Source organism: Ruegeria sp. YTSC106 (assembly GCF_059609765.1).
On record NZ_JBXWMI010000004.1, the window covers coordinates 163,612 to 181,607 of the forward strand.

20 protein-coding genes are annotated in these 17,996 nt (G+C 59.1%); 2 read left to right on the forward strand and 18 right to left on the reverse strand.

Translation table 11 applies throughout. From position 1 onward, the window contains the following. Positions 1–18 precede the first annotated feature (18 nt). Positions 19–1,023, forward strand: coding sequence for an Ldh family oxidoreductase (locus AC2FEB_RS07380; RefSeq protein ID WP_496674855.1), 1,005 nt, complete (start codon positions 19–21; stop codon positions 1,021–1,023). 62 nt (positions 1,024–1,085) lie between these two features. Here AC2FEB_RS07380 and AC2FEB_RS07385 read toward each other — a convergent pair whose 3' ends face one another. The 13 genes from AC2FEB_RS07385 to AC2FEB_RS07445 form a co-directional block, all read right to left on the reverse strand. Beyond that, positions 1,086–1,793, reverse strand: a complete 708-nt coding sequence (locus AC2FEB_RS07385) for an ABC transporter ATP-binding protein (protein WP_496883931.1) — start codon at positions 1,791–1,793, stop codon at positions 1,086–1,088. Further along, entirely contained in the window at positions 1,793–2,524 is a 732-nt protein-coding gene (locus tag AC2FEB_RS07390; RefSeq protein WP_299895854.1) for an ABC transporter ATP-binding protein, read from the reverse strand. Before AC2FEB_RS07390 ends, AC2FEB_RS07385 begins: the two co-directional genes overlap by 1 nt. After that, on the reverse strand, positions 2,521–3,468 hold the full coding sequence (locus tag AC2FEB_RS07395) for a branched-chain amino acid ABC transporter permease (protein ID WP_299635733.1): 948 nt from the start codon (positions 3,466–3,468) through the stop codon (positions 2,521–2,523). The genes AC2FEB_RS07390 and AC2FEB_RS07395 overlap by 4 nt, the downstream gene beginning before the upstream one ends. Position 3,469: 1 nt before the next feature. Further along, the gene (locus tag AC2FEB_RS07400; RefSeq protein ID WP_496674852.1) at positions 3,470–4,321 is read right to left on the reverse strand and encodes a branched-chain amino acid ABC transporter permease; all 852 of its coding nucleotides are present in this window, start codon (positions 4,319–4,321) and stop codon (positions 3,470–3,472) included. 65 nt (positions 4,322–4,386) lie between these two features. After that, a complete protein-coding gene (locus tag AC2FEB_RS07405) occupies positions 4,387–5,667 on the reverse strand; it encodes an ABC transporter substrate-binding protein (RefSeq protein WP_496674851.1) in 1,281 nt (426 codons plus the stop codon). A 96-nt stretch (positions 5,668–5,763) separates the two neighbouring features. Further along, positions 5,764–6,174 (reverse strand): Rid family hydrolase, encoded by a 411-nt coding sequence (locus AC2FEB_RS07410; protein WP_496674849.1) that lies wholly within the window; start codon positions 6,172–6,174, stop codon positions 5,764–5,766. Further along, the gene (locus tag AC2FEB_RS07415; RefSeq protein WP_496674847.1) at positions 6,171–7,352 is read right to left on the reverse strand and encodes a malate dehydrogenase; all 1,182 of its coding nucleotides are present in this window, start codon (positions 7,350–7,352) and stop codon (positions 6,171–6,173) included. Before AC2FEB_RS07415 ends, AC2FEB_RS07410 begins: the two co-directional genes overlap by 4 nt. Further along, positions 7,352–7,975: a BMC domain-containing protein gene (locus AC2FEB_RS07420; protein ID WP_117869461.1), complete on the reverse strand. Its 624-nt coding sequence runs from the start codon at positions 7,973–7,975 to the stop codon at positions 7,352–7,354. The genes AC2FEB_RS07415 and AC2FEB_RS07420 overlap by 1 nt, the downstream gene beginning before the upstream one ends. Beyond that, positions 7,972–9,351: an aldehyde dehydrogenase family protein gene (locus tag AC2FEB_RS07425; RefSeq protein WP_299635743.1), complete on the reverse strand. Its 1,380-nt coding sequence runs from the start codon at positions 9,349–9,351 to the stop codon at positions 7,972–7,974. The genes AC2FEB_RS07420 and AC2FEB_RS07425 overlap by 4 nt, the downstream gene beginning before the upstream one ends. Continuing rightward, positions 9,351–10,535, reverse strand: a complete 1,185-nt coding sequence (locus tag AC2FEB_RS07430) for a hypothetical protein (protein ID WP_496883932.1) — start codon at positions 10,533–10,535, stop codon at positions 9,351–9,353. Before AC2FEB_RS07430 ends, AC2FEB_RS07425 begins: the two co-directional genes overlap by 1 nt. Before the next feature lie 22 nt (positions 10,536–10,557). Further along, positions 10,558–10,866: a BMC domain-containing protein gene (locus tag AC2FEB_RS07435; protein ID WP_117869464.1), complete on the reverse strand. Its 309-nt coding sequence runs from the start codon at positions 10,864–10,866 to the stop codon at positions 10,558–10,560. 40 nt (positions 10,867–10,906) lie between these two features. Then, complete coding sequence (locus AC2FEB_RS07440) at positions 10,907–11,173, reverse strand: EutN/CcmL family microcompartment protein (RefSeq protein WP_117869465.1); 267 nt, start codon at positions 11,171–11,173, stop codon at positions 10,907–10,909. After that, entirely contained in the window at positions 11,173–12,465 is a 1,293-nt protein-coding gene (locus AC2FEB_RS07445; RefSeq protein ID WP_496883933.1) for a glutamine synthetase family protein, read from the reverse strand. The genes AC2FEB_RS07440 and AC2FEB_RS07445 overlap by 1 nt, the downstream gene beginning before the upstream one ends. 91 nt (positions 12,466–12,556) lie before the next feature. Here AC2FEB_RS07445 and AC2FEB_RS07450 point away from each other — a divergent pair, with 91 nt between their 5' ends. Then, the gene (locus AC2FEB_RS07450; protein WP_117869467.1) at positions 12,557–13,696 is read left to right on the forward strand and encodes an FAD-dependent oxidoreductase; all 1,140 of its coding nucleotides are present in this window, start codon (positions 12,557–12,559) and stop codon (positions 13,694–13,696) included. On the opposite strand, the gene AC2FEB_RS07455 is transcribed toward AC2FEB_RS07450, so the two are convergent. The 5 genes from AC2FEB_RS07455 to AC2FEB_RS07475 all read right to left on the reverse strand — a co-directional run bounded on the left by AC2FEB_RS07455 (position 13,693) and on the right by AC2FEB_RS07475 (position 17,886). Beyond that, positions 13,693–14,043, reverse strand: a complete 351-nt coding sequence (locus AC2FEB_RS07455; protein WP_117869468.1) for a YjiS-like domain-containing protein — start codon at positions 14,041–14,043, stop codon at positions 13,693–13,695. The two genes, AC2FEB_RS07450 and AC2FEB_RS07455, sit on opposite strands and share 4 nt — an antisense overlap. 87 nt (positions 14,044–14,130) lie before the next feature. Beyond that, the gene (locus AC2FEB_RS07460; protein WP_162896791.1) at positions 14,131–14,826 is read right to left on the reverse strand and encodes a type 1 glutamine amidotransferase; all 696 of its coding nucleotides are present in this window, start codon (positions 14,824–14,826) and stop codon (positions 14,131–14,133) included. Further along, positions 14,823–16,247 (reverse strand): FMN-binding glutamate synthase family protein, encoded by a 1,425-nt coding sequence (locus AC2FEB_RS07465; RefSeq protein ID WP_117869470.1) that lies wholly within the window; start codon positions 16,245–16,247, stop codon positions 14,823–14,825. The genes AC2FEB_RS07460 and AC2FEB_RS07465 overlap by 4 nt, the downstream gene beginning before the upstream one ends. Beyond that, positions 16,232–16,945 (reverse strand): GltB/FmdC/FwdC-like GXGXG domain-containing protein, encoded by a 714-nt coding sequence (locus AC2FEB_RS07470; protein WP_117869471.1) that lies wholly within the window; start codon positions 16,943–16,945, stop codon positions 16,232–16,234. Before AC2FEB_RS07470 ends, AC2FEB_RS07465 begins: the two co-directional genes overlap by 16 nt. Next, complete coding sequence (locus tag AC2FEB_RS07475; RefSeq protein WP_496674840.1) at positions 16,942–17,886, reverse strand: class II glutamine amidotransferase domain-containing protein; 945 nt, start codon at positions 17,884–17,886, stop codon at positions 16,942–16,944. The genes AC2FEB_RS07470 and AC2FEB_RS07475 overlap by 4 nt, the downstream gene beginning before the upstream one ends. Positions 17,887–17,996 lie beyond the last annotated feature (110 nt).

Here is a 17,996-nt window from a genome sequence, read left to right on the forward strand (position 1 = left end):
GAGACTGGACTCGAACTGATGACCGAACAATCGACAAAAACGCTTTCTCTTGCTGAAGTTCGGGACTTGGCCAAATCAGTTCTTGTTTCTGCCGGAGTGGACTCACGCAGCAGTGATATTCTTGCTGATATCGTCACCCGGTCTGAACGGGACGGCCCGCGCAGCCACGGGTTGCGCATGTTGCCGGTCTATGTCCAAAGCTTCACGTCCGGCTATGCCAACGGGCACGCGACGCCCAAGACCGAAAAGGTTGCCCCGGGCGTTTTGCGCTGTGACGCCGACAACGGTTATTATCAGGTTGCAGCGGCTGAAGCCCGCGAGGATCTGATCGCGATGGCACGGGAAAACGGCATTGCCGCGTTCACTTGTACAAACTGTCACCATCTGGGTGCCTTACGGTTTGACACCGAACCCTTGGCCGAAGCAGGTTTGGTGGCTTTTGCCGTGATCAACTCATTGTCCATGGTGGTTCCGCAAGGTGGGGTTCGCCCGGTATTTGGCACCAATCCCATGTCATTTGCCTGCCCACGCGAAGGCGACGCGCCGGTGGTCTGGGATCAGGCCTCGTCCATGGTGGCCCTCATGGATATCCGCATGGCCGCTGCCGAGGGGCACGACCTGCCCCGCCCTGCCGGTCTTGACCCCCGGGGCGAGCCCTCCACCGACCCGAATGCCATCCTTGAAACCCGCAGCCTGTTGCCATTCGGAGAGCATAAGGGGGCCGCGATCGCCTTCATGGTTGAGGTGTTGGGCGCAGCACTGGCCGGTGGAACCCTGTCCGTGGACAACGAAGAACGCGAGTCCTTCGATGCCCTGAACATCAAAGGTGGTGCGACCCTGATTGCAATTGATCCCAGCCGGTTCGGCAACGCGGCCTTCAACGAATATGTCGCCCGCATCTGCGCCGAGATTTCCGGCAACGGTTCCGCACGGGTTCCGGGGGACGGTCGCCTTGCAAAACGGGTAGCCGCCGAAGCCCATGGCATTGACGTGAGTACCGAGGTTCTGGACGCACTCGGCTGAAACTGAAATCACCGGCTATCGAATGGCCGGACAGCACCTGCCCAGCTTGCCAACCGCGCCACTCAATGGCCGCCGAAATAGGCCTCGAGCAAGCGTTTGTCATTTCTCAATTCGTCAGCTGTACCCGACGTCTGCATCCGTCCGGACTCCAGCACATAGATGCGGCTGGCAAGCGACAGGGCAAAATTGGCATTCTGTTCCGTAATGACGACGGTCAGCCCGTAGTCCTTGTTCAGCTGACGGACAACTTCAGCAATCTCGTGACAGATTTTCGGGGCTAGGCCAATTGTGGGCTCATCGACAAGCAGCAGTTCCGGGCTAGTCATCAAGGCCCTGCCAAAGGACACCATCTGCCTTTCCCCACCGGATTGGGTCGACGTCTCCTGGCCTTCCCGTTCTTGCAGGCGCGGGAAAAGACTGTGCACCATTTCAAGGTTGCTTTCGATGTCGTCTCGTGCGGTGAAGGCCCCAACCATCAGATTTTCGCGCACTGACATATAAGGAAACAGGTTGAACCGCTCGGGCGCATAGCCCACCCCGTGACGCACGATTTCCGAAGGGCTTCGACCGGCAAGGCTGTGCCCTCGCAAGCGGATGTCGCCTTCGACTTTCACGAGGCCCATGATGCTGTCCAACAGGGTGGATTTACCTGCACCGTTCGGGCCGACCACGGCGACAATCTCACCGGGCTGCACCGTGATCGAAATATCGGTCAACGCCTGGGCCTTGCCGTAAAACGCAGACAGGTTCTCGATTTCCAGATAGGACATCAGACGCTCCCCAAGTACGAGGCCTGAACGGCCGTGTCGTTCATCACGTCGCTGAACGAGCCTTCGGCAATCATGGTGCCCCGCTCGATGGCGATGGCGCGGTCGATTAGCGGTTCCAGCGCCGGCAAGTCATGGCTGACGATCAAAAAGGTCATCCCGTCCTTGCGCATGGATTGTATGAGATCGGAAATCTGCGCGATTTCACCGACTGTCAGACCTGCAAACACCTCATCCAGCAACATGACACGCGGTGCCGTGGCCATGGTTCGGGCCATTTCGAGCTTGCGCAAATCACCCATAGCCAATTCGGACGGTGAACGGTTCAGATCCGTTTCCGTGAATCCGACACTCAGCGCAAGTTCCTTTTCCCGTTCCGTATCCGGACGCGAAACGATCATACGCCAGATGTCGTCCGGCATCAGGCCCACCCTGATATTTTCGGCAACACTCATGTCACCAAACGGACGCGGAATCTGATAGGTCCTGCTGACCCCAGCCCGAATACGTTGCGGCGTCGACAGCGCCGAGATTTCTTGCCCGAACAGCTCGATTGTACCGCTGTTCTGCCGCAACTCACCCATGATCTGGCTGAAAACCGTTGTCTTTCCCGCGCCATTCGGCCCGATCAGGCCCAGCGACTCTCCTTCTTGCAGGGAAAAGGACAGATCATTCGTGGCTACCAGCCCGCCAAACCGTTTGACAAGACCAGACACTTTCAATGCAACGGTCATGTCAGCCCCCCTTTCCGCAGCCGTTGAAAGCCGCGTTGAGCAAGTTCAACCAATCCCTTTGGCTGATACATGTAGAGAAGCAGTGCAATAGCACCGTAGACGAAATACCGTTCTGCTCCGGGAAGCACGGGACGCAGGTACTCCAGAAGGAACGTCATGAAGAACGCACCGATCATGGGGCCGATAATGGTCGATGTTCCGCCCAGCAATGCCGCAACTATGATGGTGAAGAGAAAGTTGATGTCGAACAGCGCCCGCGGTGCAAGCGAGCCAAGGTAGTGGACATAAAAAGCCCCTCCCAGCCCGGCGACAAGAGCGCTGGTCAGGAACGCAAACGCCTTAAGCCGCGTAGTGCTGAGACCTGAACCACGAACGCTTTCTTCATTCATTCCGATTGCAGCCAAAGCGGTCCCTACCCGGGTTTTCATCAGCAGCCACATGCTGACTGCAACACTTAGCATTAGCGCCGTGGACAAATAGTATCCGTTGGCCGCGCCACGTGTGAGAGTTTGTATCCCTGACATACCACGTGTTCCGCCGGTCAGATCCGGGCGGATCACCTGAACCAGCTGATAGAGCAGTTCCATGAAGGCCAGTGTGACCAGCGCGAAGTAGCTGCCGCGAATGCGTAGAGCGGGCAACAACACAATAAGACCCGCGATCATTGTGACCAACACGGCCACAGGGATTGAGATTTCGACCGGCACGTCAAATCGTTTGGTCAGGATGGCAGTCGTATAAGCTCCGATACCGATCAGGAAAGGGTGGCCGAAACTCACGTACCCCGTCTTTCCCGACAGCACGTCCCAGCTGATGGCGAAGATGGCCAGATAGTTGGCAAAGATCATTGTTCGCAGTGTGCCATTCGAGACCACTTGAGGTAGCAGCAGCATCCCCGCAATCAGGCCGCCCCAGAGGACAAAGTGAAACCAGCGCAGACCCATGTTACAACTCCTCGCGGCCAAACAGACCCTGCGGTCGCGTCACCAGCACGCCGATGATCAGCAGCATTGTGAAGACGCCGCGCAGTTCCGGCGCCAGGGTGGCGACAACTATGACTTCGAGAAAGCCGACGATGTGAGCAACGACCAGCGTGCCGATGATCGATCCGATGCCACCCACAATGACGACGGCCACCGAAATGATCAGAGGCGCGACCCACATTGATGGCGAGAGCTGCGTATAGCTGGCAAAAAACACGCCGCCCAAGGCCCCCAGGGCACCCGAGATACCCCATGTGATCAGGTTGATCCGGTCCGGGTCGATCCCGGAAATTGCTGCCCCTTTGGCGTCCATCGAAACCGCCTGCATCGCCCGCCCTGTATGTGTCAGACGCACAAAGGCATAAAGCCCTAACAGAATGGCCCAACTGATCACCGTTGCGATCAGGATGTTATAGGTGACAGATGCCCCGGCCACGTTGATCACACCCGGTACGATTGGCAGCAGGATCTTGCTGCTGTCACCAAAGACAAGAACGATCCCCGCCTGAATCACGACCGCAAGGATCAGCGTCGAAATCTCGACCGCTACATGATCCCCTTTCAGAGTCTTGACGATAAGGCGATATTTCAGAACCCCCATCAGAACGCCCAGTAGGACGGCCACAACCACGCCCATCAGCTTGGGCATTCCCAAGGTCTGAGACACCCAGAAATACATGTATCCGCCGACCATCAGATAGGCACCGTAGGCCAGGTTCAGGACTCGACCGATACTGAAGATCAGCGTGAAACCCATTGCGATAAGCGCATAGAGACCGCTGAGCAAAAGCCCCTGGATCAGTATTTGCAACATGTAAGGATCCCTGACTGCGGGTGCGCGCCCTCGCGCACCCGTTTCAAGCTAAGCGAACGGACAGGTTACTGCTTGACCCAGCTTGGCAAAGTGAATTCACCCGTCGCGTATTTCTCGGGGTAGACAACGGCGGCGGTGCCGTCCTCGTACCACTGGACCACAACCATTGACGGTGCGGCATCATCAAACGGCTCGGACAGATCAAAACGGATATTGTGCGGGTACGTCCGGCCGGTCACAGGCTCTACCTCGTCATCACCCCAGAAGGCGTAGCGCAGCCACAGCTGGCCATCCAACTCAAGAACCAGATCCTGTTTCTTCATTGCATCGGCCCAGCCTTCGACATTGTCGAAACCACCGGCCTCCTCGGCTGCGGCCATGGCCTGTTTCAGCCCATGATAGGCATTGAACCCGTTGAAATGCGGCAGCAGCGGACGGCTGTTATACTTGGCCTGATAGGTGTCGACAAATTCCTGGCTGGCCGGATCAAGCCGAAATCCAACTGAAGGAATTGGCGACAAGGTCGAGATACCGCCCCCGGCACCGCCCGTATCTTCCCAATACTCCATCCCCAGTGCAGCGACGTTCACACCCGTCATCGCCATCGGCACCTGAAGCTTAACATATTGCGATGACACAACCTGCGAATTCACCGACGAGACCTGATAGATGAAGTCCGCCCCGGTATCTTGCGCGCGGCTGAAGATCGGAGCGAAATCGACGGTGGCAACGTCATAGGTGATGATGTCCTTGACCTCGATGCCGGCAACCGGTGCAAGCGCTTCGGTGACAAGGCCGGTGATTGCCTCGCCAAAGGCAGTATCTTCCGCCAGAATGACAACGGAATCCCACCCCATCTTTTCCTTCAGAACATCCGCGCCAAAGTTGATGTACAACGTGGCCAGCGCCTCATCCGAGGCGATGTTCATGAAATAGGGCGCCATGCCCTCAGGGTCTTCGACAACCATGTCGATGATGCCGATATAGGATGTCCAAGTGTCCAGCGTTGGAATCCGGTACTCCTGCATTCGGGGCAGCCATCCCAGCGACACATCGTCAATCGAACCCGAGATGATGAAATCAACCTCTTCCGTTTCCGCAAGGTATTCATAGGCCCGGATGCCTTCGGTCGGATCCTGTCCGGTATCTGCCGAGACCAGGGTGATCTGTTCGCCCATCACGCCACCATTTGCGTTGAGCTCTTCAATCGCAATCTCGGCCCCGCGCAGGGTCGACAATCCTGTGTCCGAAGAAAGCGATCCAATGAATCCTACCTTGATTTCCGCTCCGGCCGCCGAGGCCATGAGCGCGATGCATGTTCCGCTGAGCAGCGCTGTCTTGATCATCACATTAGCTCCCTGTGTCTCATTATGCCTTTCTTGTATTCTGTATACAGTACACAAGAAGATGGTTCGATCAAATCCTTTCTTGAAGACTCATGTTCAGAATCCGCTGATTTCGCCGTTTTCACCGTGGATCACAGCATCCACGTCAATTTCCACCATCAGTCCGGGCTGGGTAAGCCCTGCCTGAACGGCTGTCAGAGCTGGATCAATCCCCGTGAAAAATTCGCCATGCGCCTGCGCGAACGCGCCTGCTTGGGACAGATCGGTCAGGTAGGCGCGCACCCGCCCCACATGTCGCAGTTCGGCGCCAACCTCTTTCAGCGCGTCCTCGATACGTGACAGGATATAAAGGGTCTGTGCGCCAACGTTTCCCGGCGCGTGGATGCGGCCCGTCGGCTCGATGGCCGTTGTTCCGGCAACCCAGACAAAGGGGCCGATGCGTTTGGCCCGAGAGTACGAGGCCACTTCTTCAAACCGTCCGCCGGATTTCCAAAAGCGCACGGTCACAGGCCCAGCCTCACCCGGATCGCCTCGGCCGCGTTTTTCAATGCCGCGTTTTCTTCGGCAGTTAGCCGCAGCTCCTCAACCTCTACCAATCCGCCTGCACCAAGATGGGCTGGCACTCCCAGCACGACACCGTCGATGCCGTATTCACCCCGCAACATGACCGACACCGGAACCGGGCCTGTCCGCGCACCCCGAATGTGATCAATCAATTCGATCGAAGCATGAGCCGGAGCTATCGTTGCAGAACCTGATTTCCGGAGCGCGACCACCTGACCACCCCCGGTGATCGCATCCTGAACGCAGGCTTCGATCTGTTCGCGGGACAGAAATACATCCAGCGGACGCCCCTTGATCTTCGCACGGCTGGGGATCGGGGCCATTTCATCCCCATGGCTGCCAAGTGTGAACGCTTCGACGTCCACAGGTGTGACACCTGCGGCCATCGCCAGCGCGTTGCGAAACCGGCTGCTGTCCAGCGTTCCTGCCATACCCAAAACCCGTTCGCGGGGAAAACCTGAAGCGCGCAGCATCTCGACCGTCATTTCGTCCAGCGGGTTGGTCACTACGATCACGATTGCATCAGGCGCGGCTGACCGGATGGCTTCGGCTGACTGACGGATCACGCGGGCGTTCACATCGATCAGATCTGCACGTGTCATGCCCGGACGGCGGGCTCGTCCGGCAGTGACGACAACCACGTCTGCCCCGGCCACCAGATCCATCGCTTCGCCACCGACACATCGGGCCCTCGCACCGGTGATCCCGGACGTATGATTGAGGTCCAGCGCGGTAGAAGCCGCAAATCCCGGAGTGATGTCGATCAGCGCGATTTCATCGGCTATGTCTGCCATCGCCGCCAGATGCGCGATATTTCCGCCAACACCCCCTGCCCCGATCAAGGCAAGCTTGCCCAGCCTGCGGGCTTTGCGCGGCGCACGCGAAGGCGCAACCCATTTGGGTGAACGACGGTACAGCACCCGGCGCATTGAAACAGCACCATCCGTACGCGGCGGTTTCGGTCGCTCCAGCGGGCCGTCCACCAATGAGATACCAACACGCTCTGCGGTTTCACGCGCGAGGGCCGTCACGATGTCACCCGGCAAAACCTCGAATACGATCCTGCCCCGGCGGCGCGCATCTTCGACCGCATCCGAGCCTATGACGCGTGGGGTTGCCATCAACCGCCCTGCCCGTCCACCGCCTCGACTGCACGCGTCGCGGCCTCAACGGCGGTTTCGACCGAGTTTTCAGAACCCGAGATGAACAAGCGACCAAACCGCCCCACCGCGCGCACCTCGACGATGTCAATCTCGGCGGCTTTCTCGGCCTCATTTGCGGCAATCGAGATGTAGGCGGCGGGCGCGCATTCCACGATCCCCAACGTCTGCCCCGGCACGATCAACGCACCCTTGCGCCATTTGTTCAAAAGCTGCGCCTGATAGGGTTCGACACTGGTAATGATCTGTGTGGAACTGATCGCAGGCTTTAAACGGTCTGTCATGGAAGCCCCAAGTTCGGCCAGCATCGCGTCCCGTGCAGCGGACACTTCGGCGTTTGAAGGCGAGCGGAGGATGAAGAATCCGAACTCGCGCTCTACCATCTGCGTCGTCGCCTCGACCGAGGACGCCTTGAGTGCCCTGTCGATCAGCGAGAATACGCCATTGCCCGGCGCGAACTCTCCGATCAGCACGGTGTCACCGGACAAAGGCACTGACCCTTGCACCGTCGCACCGTTATAGGCGGCGAATTTCGGTTGCAGGTTGTCGATCTGCATCAGCGCCCGGATCGTGATCTCGCTCATGCGCCATACTCCTCGTAAATGTCGCGCCAGGGTCTGCTTTCGTAAGCGACCCGCTTTATGTTGATGAGATGCAGGGCGGTGACGTTGTCCGAGGTGATCGACCCCGACCACGTGCCGGTACCCAGCATGAAGGAAGGTTCAAGGTCGGTGGAATACCCCATTCCGCCCATTATCCCCGGCGTGTTCACCAGGACCCGGCCCGTGGGCACGGTAGAAAAACGAGCGACCACCTCGGGATCGTCGGAATGGATGACCGAGGAATGCCCCCAACCTTCGAATTTGGCAATGGATTGCGCCAGTTCGATGCCGTGATCGGTGGACTTCGCCTCGTAAAAGGCCAGCACCGGGTTCAGCTTTTCGGCCGAAAGCGGGCGTTGCCACCCCACTTCGGTTTCTTCCGACACCAGACAGCGCGTGCGCGGCGGAATCGAGAACCCCGCAGCATCGGCCAGCGCCTGAGGGCTTTGGCCGACGCGTTCGGGATCCATTGCCTGCACTCCTTTAAAGATGACCCGTGCCAGTCGATCAGCCTCGGCCGGGGTACAGAAGTAAGCGCCTTTGAGTTTCAGTTCGTGGCGCAGATCGCGAGCAATTTCAGGATCGGCGACCACTGCCTGTTCACTGACACAGGCCGTGCCGTAGTCGAAGCTTTTTGACGTCACGATCATCTCGGCAACTTCGGACAGATCGCGGGCCTTGGATTTGTGCACGTAACACGGCACGTTCCCCGCCCCTACTGCGAGCGTCGGCTTACCGCTGGAATAGGCGGCCTTGACCATAGCTGGGCCACCAGTCGCCATGACGACAGAAGTGCGGCGATGCTTCATCAACTCGGCGGTGCCTTGAATCGTCACGGCGTCCAGGCATTGTATCAACCCCTTGGGCGCGCCCATCTGTTCGGCAACGCGTGCCATGATGCGGACGGTTTCCTTCCCGCATTCCACGCCGCGCGGATGCGGGGCGCAGACAACGGCATTTCCCGCCTTCACCGCAGACAGAACCTTGTAGATGATCGTGGATGTTGGATTTGTCACCGGGATAAGCGCCGCGACCACACCCATCGGCTCTCCGAAAGCTGCGATCTTTGTCGCGTCGTCCCGCCACAACAGGCCCAGCGTCGTAACATCCCGCAGGTAATCGGCGACCGACAATGCGTTGAACAGATTCTTGACCCGCTTGTCTGGTACATTGCCGTACCCGGTTTCCTCGACCGCCAATTGCCCCAACCGTTCGGCTTCAGGTTCGATCGCCCGAGCCATGGCATCGACGATGGCATCCACCTGTGCCGGGTCAGTGCCGAGAAAGGCGCGATATGCTTCGAAAGCCGTTTCAGCAGCGCGCCGTGCGGCGGCGATGGATTTCAGATCAGCGTCCATCACGAGGCTCCGGTGGCAATGGTGTCAAAGATGCGGCGGGCCTGATCGACATCGCCTGCGGAAATTCCGATGGTCTCCAGCCTGCGCCCGGACGCGGCCACGTCAGCACCCAGAAGACGGTCTGTCACGCAGATCAGGCTTTCCGTCAAAGGTGCGGTCAAACCTGCGAGCTTTGCGGCTGAAACGAGGGGCACCAATGACCCCAATACGCCGTCGCGCATCAACTGGCGCGCGGCCTGCCGATCCGGGACCGGACGCGCACCCGATCCACGCTCGGCTCCGGCAAAGGTCGTGATCCAGTCATCGGTCTCGGGCAGGTTTCGAACGCCAAAGGCCTGTGCGACCTGTCGCCTTTCGTCAGCCAATCCATGGATCACCTCACGCTGATCCGGTCCTATGAGTGCGGCAAATGTCCGGTTGCCTTCCAGCGGCACCCCGCCCATCGGCACATCCGGTCCACCAGACCCCAGCCCAGCGCCACCAAGGATCAATACCGGTATCTCGACCGCTGCGGAAAGATCGGCGAAGCCTGACGCCAGAACCGAATCCAGCGGCAAGATGTTTGAAAGGTAGGGTCGCAGCGCCTCAAGAACGTCCGTGCGTCCACGCGGCAGTGTTGCCGCAGCCATCGGCGCCGCCTGCGTCAAGGTCAGCCCTGCACCTTCAGCCTGATACCAGTACGGCAGGCCCTGTACCTCGACAAGAGTTACGTCTGCGGTACAGCCTCCTATTCGCAGCATCCAGACCGCTTCAACCGCGCCCAGAGAACGACCCGGTGCCAGAACCAGCACCTGACCATCGTGCAGATGATCGGCCAGCACCATGGAATAGGTGCGCTGTTTATGGATCGGTCCGGTCAGAAAAATCGCCTGTGCGCCCCGCACTGCTGCATCCAACTCTGCCGTGGTGCGGATTGAAGGCCCGTCGCGATCCACCTGATACGTGCCCACAGGCCCTTCGCCGCTAATGCCAATGCCCGAGGATTGGGCAAGCAGTGACAGTTCCGCCCCATAGGCCGAAAACAGCGTAACCTCAGCCCCTTCCGCCAGACACAGCGCTGCCAGGAGACGGGCATCCGGGCCGCCACCCAATACTGCAATGCGCTCAAACCTTTGGGCAACGGGTGCATCCCGTGTCGCGCCACGTGTCACCGCGCGCGTGAAATCCTCGAAACCGGCTGACATGGTACCTCCTCAAAGGGGTTGATCAGGCCGACGACCCGGCACCCAGCCCGTCGATGATTGCCTCAAGCTCGTCATGCGGTCGTGCGATCACGTGAACCGAGACGACCTCGCCCACCTTGTTGGCCGCTGTTGCGCCGGCATCGGTGGCGGCCTTGACCGCGCCGACCTCTCCGCGCACGAGGGTCGTCACCAGCCCGCCGCCAGCCTTGGTCTGACCCACGATGGCAACACTGGCTGCCTTAACCATCGCATCCGCGGCTTCAATCGCGCCGACCAGGCCACGTGTTTCGATCATGCCCAGGGCCATCTGCCCTGCCACTGGTTTCGCCATTTTTTGTTCCTCCCAAAATTGATGTTTCGCGTATCGTGATTCAGGTCGTCGAGACGCGGTCGATCACCGCGATGATGGCCATGTCCACGGGGGCCGTGGACAACCCGGTCGCCATACGGGCCGCAGACCCGCTGACAACCAGAACCATGTCCCCAACCCCAGCGCCGCAGGTATCGACCGCAACCCGTGCGGGATCGATCAAGCTGCCCTTGCTGTCGACCAGATCCGTCACCAGCAGCTTTGTTCCAACAAGCCTGGCATCCTTGGCAGTTGCCGTGACAGTTCCAGCGACCTTGCCCAAGTGCATCAGAACGCCCTCAGGTAGCGGTCCAGTTCGACCTGGGTGACCTGTTGATTGAAGAATTCCAGCTCTCGCTCCGCCTGTTGCAGCACCAGATCCCACAGCATTTCGTCCATGACATCCCGTAGCCATTCTGATCCGCGCGCCAGTTTGATGGCGGTTGGCAAATCGGTGGGAATTGGATCTCCGATCCCTTCCTCATACCCGTTGCCTGTCGTCGGCTCAGAGGGGGACAGCCCCTGTTCGATCCCGTCGAGCCCGGCGGCAATCTCGGCCGCAAGCAACAGATACGGGTTGGCGTCTGCACCAGCGTCGCGCTTTTCCACCCGCACGGCGCTGTCCGAGCCTTCGATGACCCGGATACCAACTGTCCGGTTGTCATAGCCCCTGCTCGTGTTGATCGGGCAGAATGTATAGGGCTGGCGACGGCGATATCCGTTGACCGTGCCGCTGCCGCAAATCGCCGTCTCGCACATGCGCTGTTGCAGACCTGCGATGAAGGATTTGCCGATGTCATTGATCTTGCCATTGTCGGCAAAGACGTTTTTGCCGTCCTTCCACAGCGAGTAATGCGTATGAAACCCGTTGCCCGATTGATCAAAAAACGGCTTGGGCATGAACGTCGCCAGATAGTCGTGCGCGATGCCCAACTGGCGGATCAGAGATTTGAACAGAACGACACGATCCGCAGCTGCCAGAGCTTCACCATAACGAATATTGACCTCGATCTGGCCGGCTGCATATTCCGGGTTGGACTGTTCGATGGGAATGCCACATTCATTGATCTGCTGACGGATCGGGCCAACGATGTGTTCCATCCGGGCGGCGCGGCCCAGGCCGTAGACCTGGATGCCCGTGTCGCGCGGCTGGCCGGTTTCCGGGTCCAGAAGGTAGAATTCCAGTTCCGTGCCGACATTCACCTCGAACCCCATATCGCGGGCCCGGTCCACCTGCCGCACCAAAGCCTGACGCGGATCGATCGGCACCGGTTTGTGATCCATGCCCTCAGCGCGGCCAAAACAGACGGCCACGCCCGGCTCCCACGGGACGGCGACAGGCTTTGTCATCGGAAAGACATGCATGTCGGGATAACCGTTGTCGAAATTGACGTAAGGCGTATCCCAGACGTCGCAGGTCATATCGATCGCCAGCAGCGCAATCGACAGAGCATTGCCGCTTTTGCAGACATGATCCCAATGGCTGGCCGGAATGCGCTTGCCACGCATGATGCCGTTGAGATCCCCGACACCAAGAATGACGGTATGCGTGCCCTCGGGCAGATCAAACCCCGAACTCATTTGCGCGTGCTCCCTGTTTTTAGCTTTATAATTGCTGTATTCTGTATACAGTATTCACAAAGCCAGTCAGGAAACAAGGAAAATCTGCGCCATGTCCAAAAGCTCGGTTATCGTTGTCGGAGGCGGCATAGTTGGCGTCATGACGGCGCTTACACTGCAACGGCGCGGCGAGACCGTGACACTGATCGACAGGTGGGAACCGGGACATTCCCGTGCATCTTCAACAGATTACAACAGAGTGATCCGTGCCATATCCGGGCGGGACGAGTTCTATACGCGGTGGGCGCGCGAAAGCCGCCTGCGATGGCTGGAACTGCAGGCCGAAAGCGGCCAGAACCTGATGTACGAATGCGGCGCGTTGATTCTGGCGACTGCGGGACATTGCGATTGGGAAGACGCAACCGCACAGACTTTCGACCGGGTCGGGGTGCCCTACTACAAATTCGGTCAGCAGGATATCGAATCGCGGTTCCCTCAGTTCAAGGTCACCGACATCGAATATGCGTTGTTCGAACCCGAAGCCGGAATGCTGATGGCCCATCGATGCGTTCTGACCGGTTTGGATCTGTTCCGAAAGGCAGGAGGCAAAGTACGGCGCGGTCGCGTCACCACGGATGGGTCGGAACGTCCGATGCTTGACGACAAACCGCTTGAGGCCGATCTGATCATCATGGCGACCGGCCCATGGATGGCCGACATGTTTCCCAGAACGATCAAGCCGATCTCGACCGTAGTTGGCGTCAATGTCCTCTACACCTCGACACCCGACGGGTCGGAAGATTTCGACATGAGCCGAATGCCCTGCTGGATCGATCACGGGCAAGGGTCCTTTGGCCTGCCGTCGTCCGAAGGATCCGGCGTAAAGGCCGCGGTTGTCATCCCGGACAAGATCGATCTGGACAATGATGAACGGCTGATCCGCCAGGAAACGCTGGGCCGCACACGCAGCTATATCCGTCACCGGCTGCCGGGGCTGGAGGGGCAACGGGTTGTGGATTCCAAGTTCAACCAGATCATTCTGACCCCGGATACACATTTCATTGCCGACTGGCACCCCGAGCATGAAAACGTGCTGTTCGCTGGCGGATGCTCTGGCCATTTGTTCAAGCACGCCCCTGTGTTTGCAGAATTCGCGGCGGGTGTCGGGTTGAAGGATTTTGGGACCGCGGATCGGTTCAAGATCGCAGGTCGAAGAAAACTGAGCCCGAAGGAAAGCCCCAGCGGACGCTAACCATCCAAGAGAGCGCGATAAATTCCAGCATTTGGGCACTTGCCCTGGGGAAGACGCGCGCCCGCCCGGATTGCGTCACGGCAGGTTTCGGCCTGAAGGCAATGCCCGCATTTTTCCGCCAGCTCCAACCCCAGTTCCGAGTGCGCGTTCAGATCTGCCTCGGTCAGTCCGAATTGCCCGGCCATGGTAATTATACGCTCTCGTGCCTGTGGCGCGCCCGATCGCAACATAGCCAGATCCGCGCGGGACAACCCAAGGTCTGAAAGCTCCCTGTCACTCAGGCTTTCATCCCGAGGTGTACTGACAATCCGCGCTATTTTCTGAAAGAAATCTGTGTATCCCGACATCTCGCGGCCTCCTCCACCACGTTATGGATACAGTATACACAGTACTTCAAAGCCGGAATTGATCAGGATCAAGCGGGCTGTTAGATCTCACGGCCCACCGCTGGCATTGCGAAACAATTCAACCGCCTGCAAAGCGGCCAGATCCTTCGATACATGCGCCGTTTCAAGTGAGGCCAGCCCCTCGTCCGCCTCGCGCGCGGTAAGAAACACGTCGCGCCCGCGCACAAATAATTCACGCAGATGGCTTGCCCTGTATTCGGGATGGAATTGCACGGAACGGGCCGGGAAATCATAATCCAAGGCCCCTACCGGGCAGTGATCCGCCGACCCCGTCACCTGCGCCGAAGGCGGAACACACGTGACCTGATCCTGATGCCAGACAAAGGCGTCAACGCTGGCTCCGCCATAGTCAAAGCCTCGTGCACCGACGACATTGCCGACCTTGGTCTTCTCGGCCTTGCCCCCATAGACATCCGCCATGATCTGATGGCCAAAGCAGATGCCGAAGACCGGCTTGGCATGGTCCCGGCACATTTCCAGGAAATCGCGAAGGGGCCGCATCCATTCCGTGTCATCATAGACGCCGAATTCGGACCCTCCGACAACAACCCCATCAAAATCCCTGAACTGCGGCAATGGCACGCCATCGACCACATCCACCGTGGAAAATCGGGCTTCGGGCAGATGCGGTTCAAGCCATGCGCGGATCTGATGAGCCGTCCGCGGCAGACCCTCAAGCAGTGGCAAGGGATGGAGGGTCAGTTCAAGAAGCGCAATCCTCACCAGTCGAAGGCCCGGTCGATGCCCGCCATCTTGACGCCGGTAAAGGCCGAGGCCTGAAAACTGAGCGCGCGCAGATCTTCGGTTTCCAGATTATGTACCGAAGATTTGCCGCAGGCCTTGGCAAGCGCCGTGATCTCCATTGTCATCGCGGTCAGATACCGGGCCACGCGCTCTGCACCTGCATGCGGGTTCATACGCGCTTCAAGGTCAGGGTCCTGCGTCGCGATCCCAACCGGGCAGCGGCCCGTATGGCAGTGATGGCACGCCCCCGGCGATGTGCCCAACGCCTTATAATCGTCCAGATATCTCGGAGTGTTGCACCCCAGCGCGACCATCGCGGCGTTCCCGATCATGACCGCATCCGCCCCAAGTGCCAGACATTTGGCCGCGTCCACACCTGATCGAATACCCCCCGCGGCGACAAGCGAGACCTTGCCGCTCATCCCACACTCATCCAGCGCTTCGCGTGCTGCGCGAATGGCACTCATGGTCGGAATGCCAGTGTGATTCAGCAGCAACTCGGGCGAAGCACCGGTGCCGCCTTCAGCCCCGTCAACCACAACCACATCGGCACCGGCCTTTGCGGCCACGGCCACGTCGAAACGGGGCCGTGTTGCCCCCATCTTGATGAAGATCGGCACCTGATAGTTCGTGGCGATCCGCAGTTCCTCAATCTTGACCGCCAGATCGTCTGCCCCAAGAAAATCCGGATGCCGGATGGTGGATCGCTGATCGACCCCTTCCGGCAAAGTGCGCATCTCGCTGACGCGCGGGCTGACTTTCATACCCAGCAGCAAACCGCCGGTGCCCGGTTTGGCCCCCTGCCCCACAACAATCTCCAAGGCATCGGCCCGGCGCAGGTGATCCAGATCGACTCCATAGCGGGCGGGCGACATCTGGTAGAGCAAGCGCTGGGAGGCTTCGCGCTCCTCTTCCAGCATGCCGCCTTCGCCGGTGCAGGTCATGGTACCCACCTTCGAGGCCCCATAACCAAGCGACGCTTTGGCCGAGGCCGAGAGCGCGCCGAAAGACATCGATGCGATATAGATCGGGATTTTCAGTTCCAGTGGCCGTTCCACCAATCCGCGCCCGCCACCTAGAACTGTCGTTGTATCGCAGCTCTCGCGGTACCCTTCCAGCGGCAGGCGGGTCATTGTCGCCGGGACAAATGTCAAATCGTCGAATGTCGGCAGCTGCTTGTTGAACGTATTGTAGCCACGCACCTGATACCGCCCAAGCTGCGCCAGTGCGTGAACTTCCGATATCGCTTCGGGTGTCCAGCGGGTCGATCCCCCCTCATCATAGGACGAAGGCACACCGGCCGGCCGACCTTCGACCGCACCCGCATCGCGGAACCTTATTTCTTCCTCGGACGCGACTTCGAACGGATACTCATAGGGTTTACTCAGATCATGAGCCATGCGCTTGCGTCCCTGCTTTCAAAATACCAAAGACGCTGGCCAGAGACCATTTTGCGCCAGTTACGAGAGCTGTCGACCAGCCCCAAAGGATCAAGGATCGCATCGACTTCGGCCACCTCTTCAGCAGTGGGTTCGATCACGTCGACGTCCACGCCCAGACTGTCAACTTCTCCTGCGACCCAAACCTCGCCTTCCCACAGCGCGTCTGCACAGGATTCACCTGCACCGCCCAGCGCAATGATCCGTCCCGCGTGCGCCATGAAACCGGATTGATAGCCAATCCTGCCTTCGACCACGATGTTGCCGCCCTTCATGGCGACGCCCACCCGTGGCCCCGCATCACCTTTGACATGGATGGTGCCGCCAATCATCGCCGCCCCGCAGGACATGCCCGCATAGCCGCCGACAGTGATGTGACCCTTGGCCATCCCCTCGCCCACGGCCCACCCGCAATTGCGTTCGATGGAGATGTTGGCGCCAGTATTCAAACCGCCGCAATAATATCCCACTGAGCCTTCGAAGGTGATGTCCACATTGTCCGGTAGACCCACGCCCAGATTGTGCCGCGACAGCGTATCGACAACCCGGATCGGCTGTCCTGATGCGCAGGCGGCCATGATATCCCGGTTCACCTCACGAATATGCCGCTTGCCGACTTCGATGACAATTTCATCCATCTGTCTTGCTACCTCGCTCATGCTGCCAGGCTCCGGTTGCCGACACCCCAGATGCCGGTCAGCGAAGGGCCATCATAGTTGATCACGTCGCTTTCCTCGGTCATCACGCGACGAACAGCCTGTTCCTCGGTCGCGGCGGCCAGATCCCCATTGCGATTGACCACGACCAGCGGCTTCATCGCGAACCGATCCTTGGCAAAGCCGATCCCGTCCGGCGTTGCGATCATGTATGTAAATACCCCGTCGATAGAGGTAATCGACTTCTTCAGCGCCTGCTCCATCGTCAGGCCAGCTTTCATCTGGTCGCTGACCCAGACCGCAATCAACTCGCTGTCATTCTCGGTCAAAAAGCGATAGCCCTTCCGGCTCAGCTTATCGCGCCATGTAAAATAGTCGGTGATCTGGCCGTTATGCACGATCGCCACATCCGAGAAGGGACGTGCCCAGAACGGGTGCGAAGCGTTGGGCAGGACCGAGCTTTCCGTCGCAAGCCGCGCATGACCCAGACCGTGAGTTCCGATCATGTCACGCACGCCATGTTTTTCGGCAACCGCTTCCGCCCCGCCGATATCCTTGATGATCTCAAGGCTACGGCCACAGGACTGCACTTCGAACCGGTCCGTCAGTTCATCTGCATCCCGCACCCAGGCCTGCAGATCAGCCGGGTCCGAGATTTCCGCCCGGAAGCAATAATGCCGGTTCTCATCAGCTACGATCTTCGGGTCAGACAGAAAGCCAGAGCCGTGATCTTTCAAAACCGCCTCAAACGCTTCCAGGTCAGCATCCTGCCGGGATTTATCAAAACCCATCCCCCGCAAAACGTATCCGGTGTCTCGTGGCGGCCCATAAACTGCAAACCCGGTGCTATCTGCGCCACGGTGTTCCTGCGCATCCATCAGGTCCACCAGATCTGCCCCGACCTGCCCGGGTGCGGTTAGAATCCTTCCAGCGATACCACACATGAAGTGCTCCCTGTTCAATTGCGTCTGTATACTGTATACAGTACACGAGGAATAGCAAGCCCATTCGCCTTGGCACCAGATGCTTTTTTGAATACAGAATTCACAAAACA

Excerpts from the sequence above, each read along its gene's own strand:
- AC2FEB_RS07385 (WP_496883931.1), bottom strand. The coding sequence starts at position 1,793 with ATGTCCTATCTGGAAATCGAGAACCTGTCTGCGTTTTACGGCAAGGCC.
- AC2FEB_RS07380 (WP_496674855.1), top strand. The coding sequence starts at position 19 with ATGACCGAACAATCGACAAAAACGCTTTCTCTTGCTGAAGTTCGGGAC.
- AC2FEB_RS07405 (WP_496674851.1), bottom strand. The coding sequence starts at position 5,667 with ATGATCAAGACAGCGCTGCTCAGCGGAACATGCATCGCGCTCATGGCC.
- AC2FEB_RS07435 (WP_117869464.1), bottom strand. The coding sequence starts at position 10,866 with ATGGCGAAACCAGTGGCAGGGCAGATGGCCCTGGGCATGATCGAAACA.
- AC2FEB_RS07415 (WP_496674847.1), bottom strand. The coding sequence starts at position 7,352 with ATGGCAACCCCACGCGTCATAGGCTCGGATGCGGTCGAAGATGCGCGC.
- AC2FEB_RS07465 (WP_117869470.1), bottom strand. The coding sequence starts at position 16,247 with ATGGCTCATGATCTGAGTAAACCCTATGAGTATCCGTTCGAAGTCGCG.
- AC2FEB_RS07440 (WP_117869465.1), bottom strand. The coding sequence starts at position 11,173 with ATGCACTTGGGCAAGGTCGCTGGAACTGTCACGGCAACTGCCAAGGAT.
- AC2FEB_RS07390 (WP_299895854.1), bottom strand. The coding sequence starts at position 2,524 with ATGACCGTTGCATTGAAAGTGTCTGGTCTTGTCAAACGGTTTGGCGGG.
- AC2FEB_RS07475 (WP_496674840.1), bottom strand. The coding sequence starts at position 17,886 with ATGTGTGGTATCGCTGGAAGGATTCTAACCGCACCCGGGCAGGTCGGG.
- AC2FEB_RS07430 (WP_496883932.1), bottom strand. The coding sequence starts at position 10,535 with ATGTCAGCCGGTTTCGAGGATTTCACGCGCGCGGTGACACGTGGCGCG.
- AC2FEB_RS07455 (WP_117869468.1), bottom strand. The coding sequence starts at position 14,043 with ATGTCGGGATACACAGATTTCTTTCAGAAAATAGCGCGGATTGTCAGT.
- AC2FEB_RS07420 (WP_117869461.1), bottom strand. The coding sequence starts at position 7,975 with ATGAGCGAGATCACGATCCGGGCGCTGATGCAGATCGACAACCTGCAA.
- AC2FEB_RS07470 (WP_117869471.1), bottom strand. The coding sequence starts at position 16,945 with ATGAGCGAGGTAGCAAGACAGATGGATGAAATTGTCATCGAAGTCGGC.
- AC2FEB_RS07450 (WP_117869467.1), top strand. The coding sequence starts at position 12,557 with ATGTCCAAAAGCTCGGTTATCGTTGTCGGAGGCGGCATAGTTGGCGTC.
- AC2FEB_RS07395 (WP_299635733.1), bottom strand. The coding sequence starts at position 3,468 with ATGGGTCTGCGCTGGTTTCACTTTGTCCTCTGGGGCGGCCTGATTGCG.
- AC2FEB_RS07425 (WP_299635743.1), bottom strand. The coding sequence starts at position 9,351 with ATGGACGCTGATCTGAAATCCATCGCCGCCGCACGGCGCGCTGCTGAA.
- AC2FEB_RS07445 (WP_496883933.1), bottom strand. The coding sequence starts at position 12,465 with ATGAGTTCGGGGTTTGATCTGCCCGAGGGCACGCATACCGTCATTCTT.
- AC2FEB_RS07400 (WP_496674852.1), bottom strand. The coding sequence starts at position 4,321 with ATGTTGCAAATACTGATCCAGGGGCTTTTGCTCAGCGGTCTCTATGCG.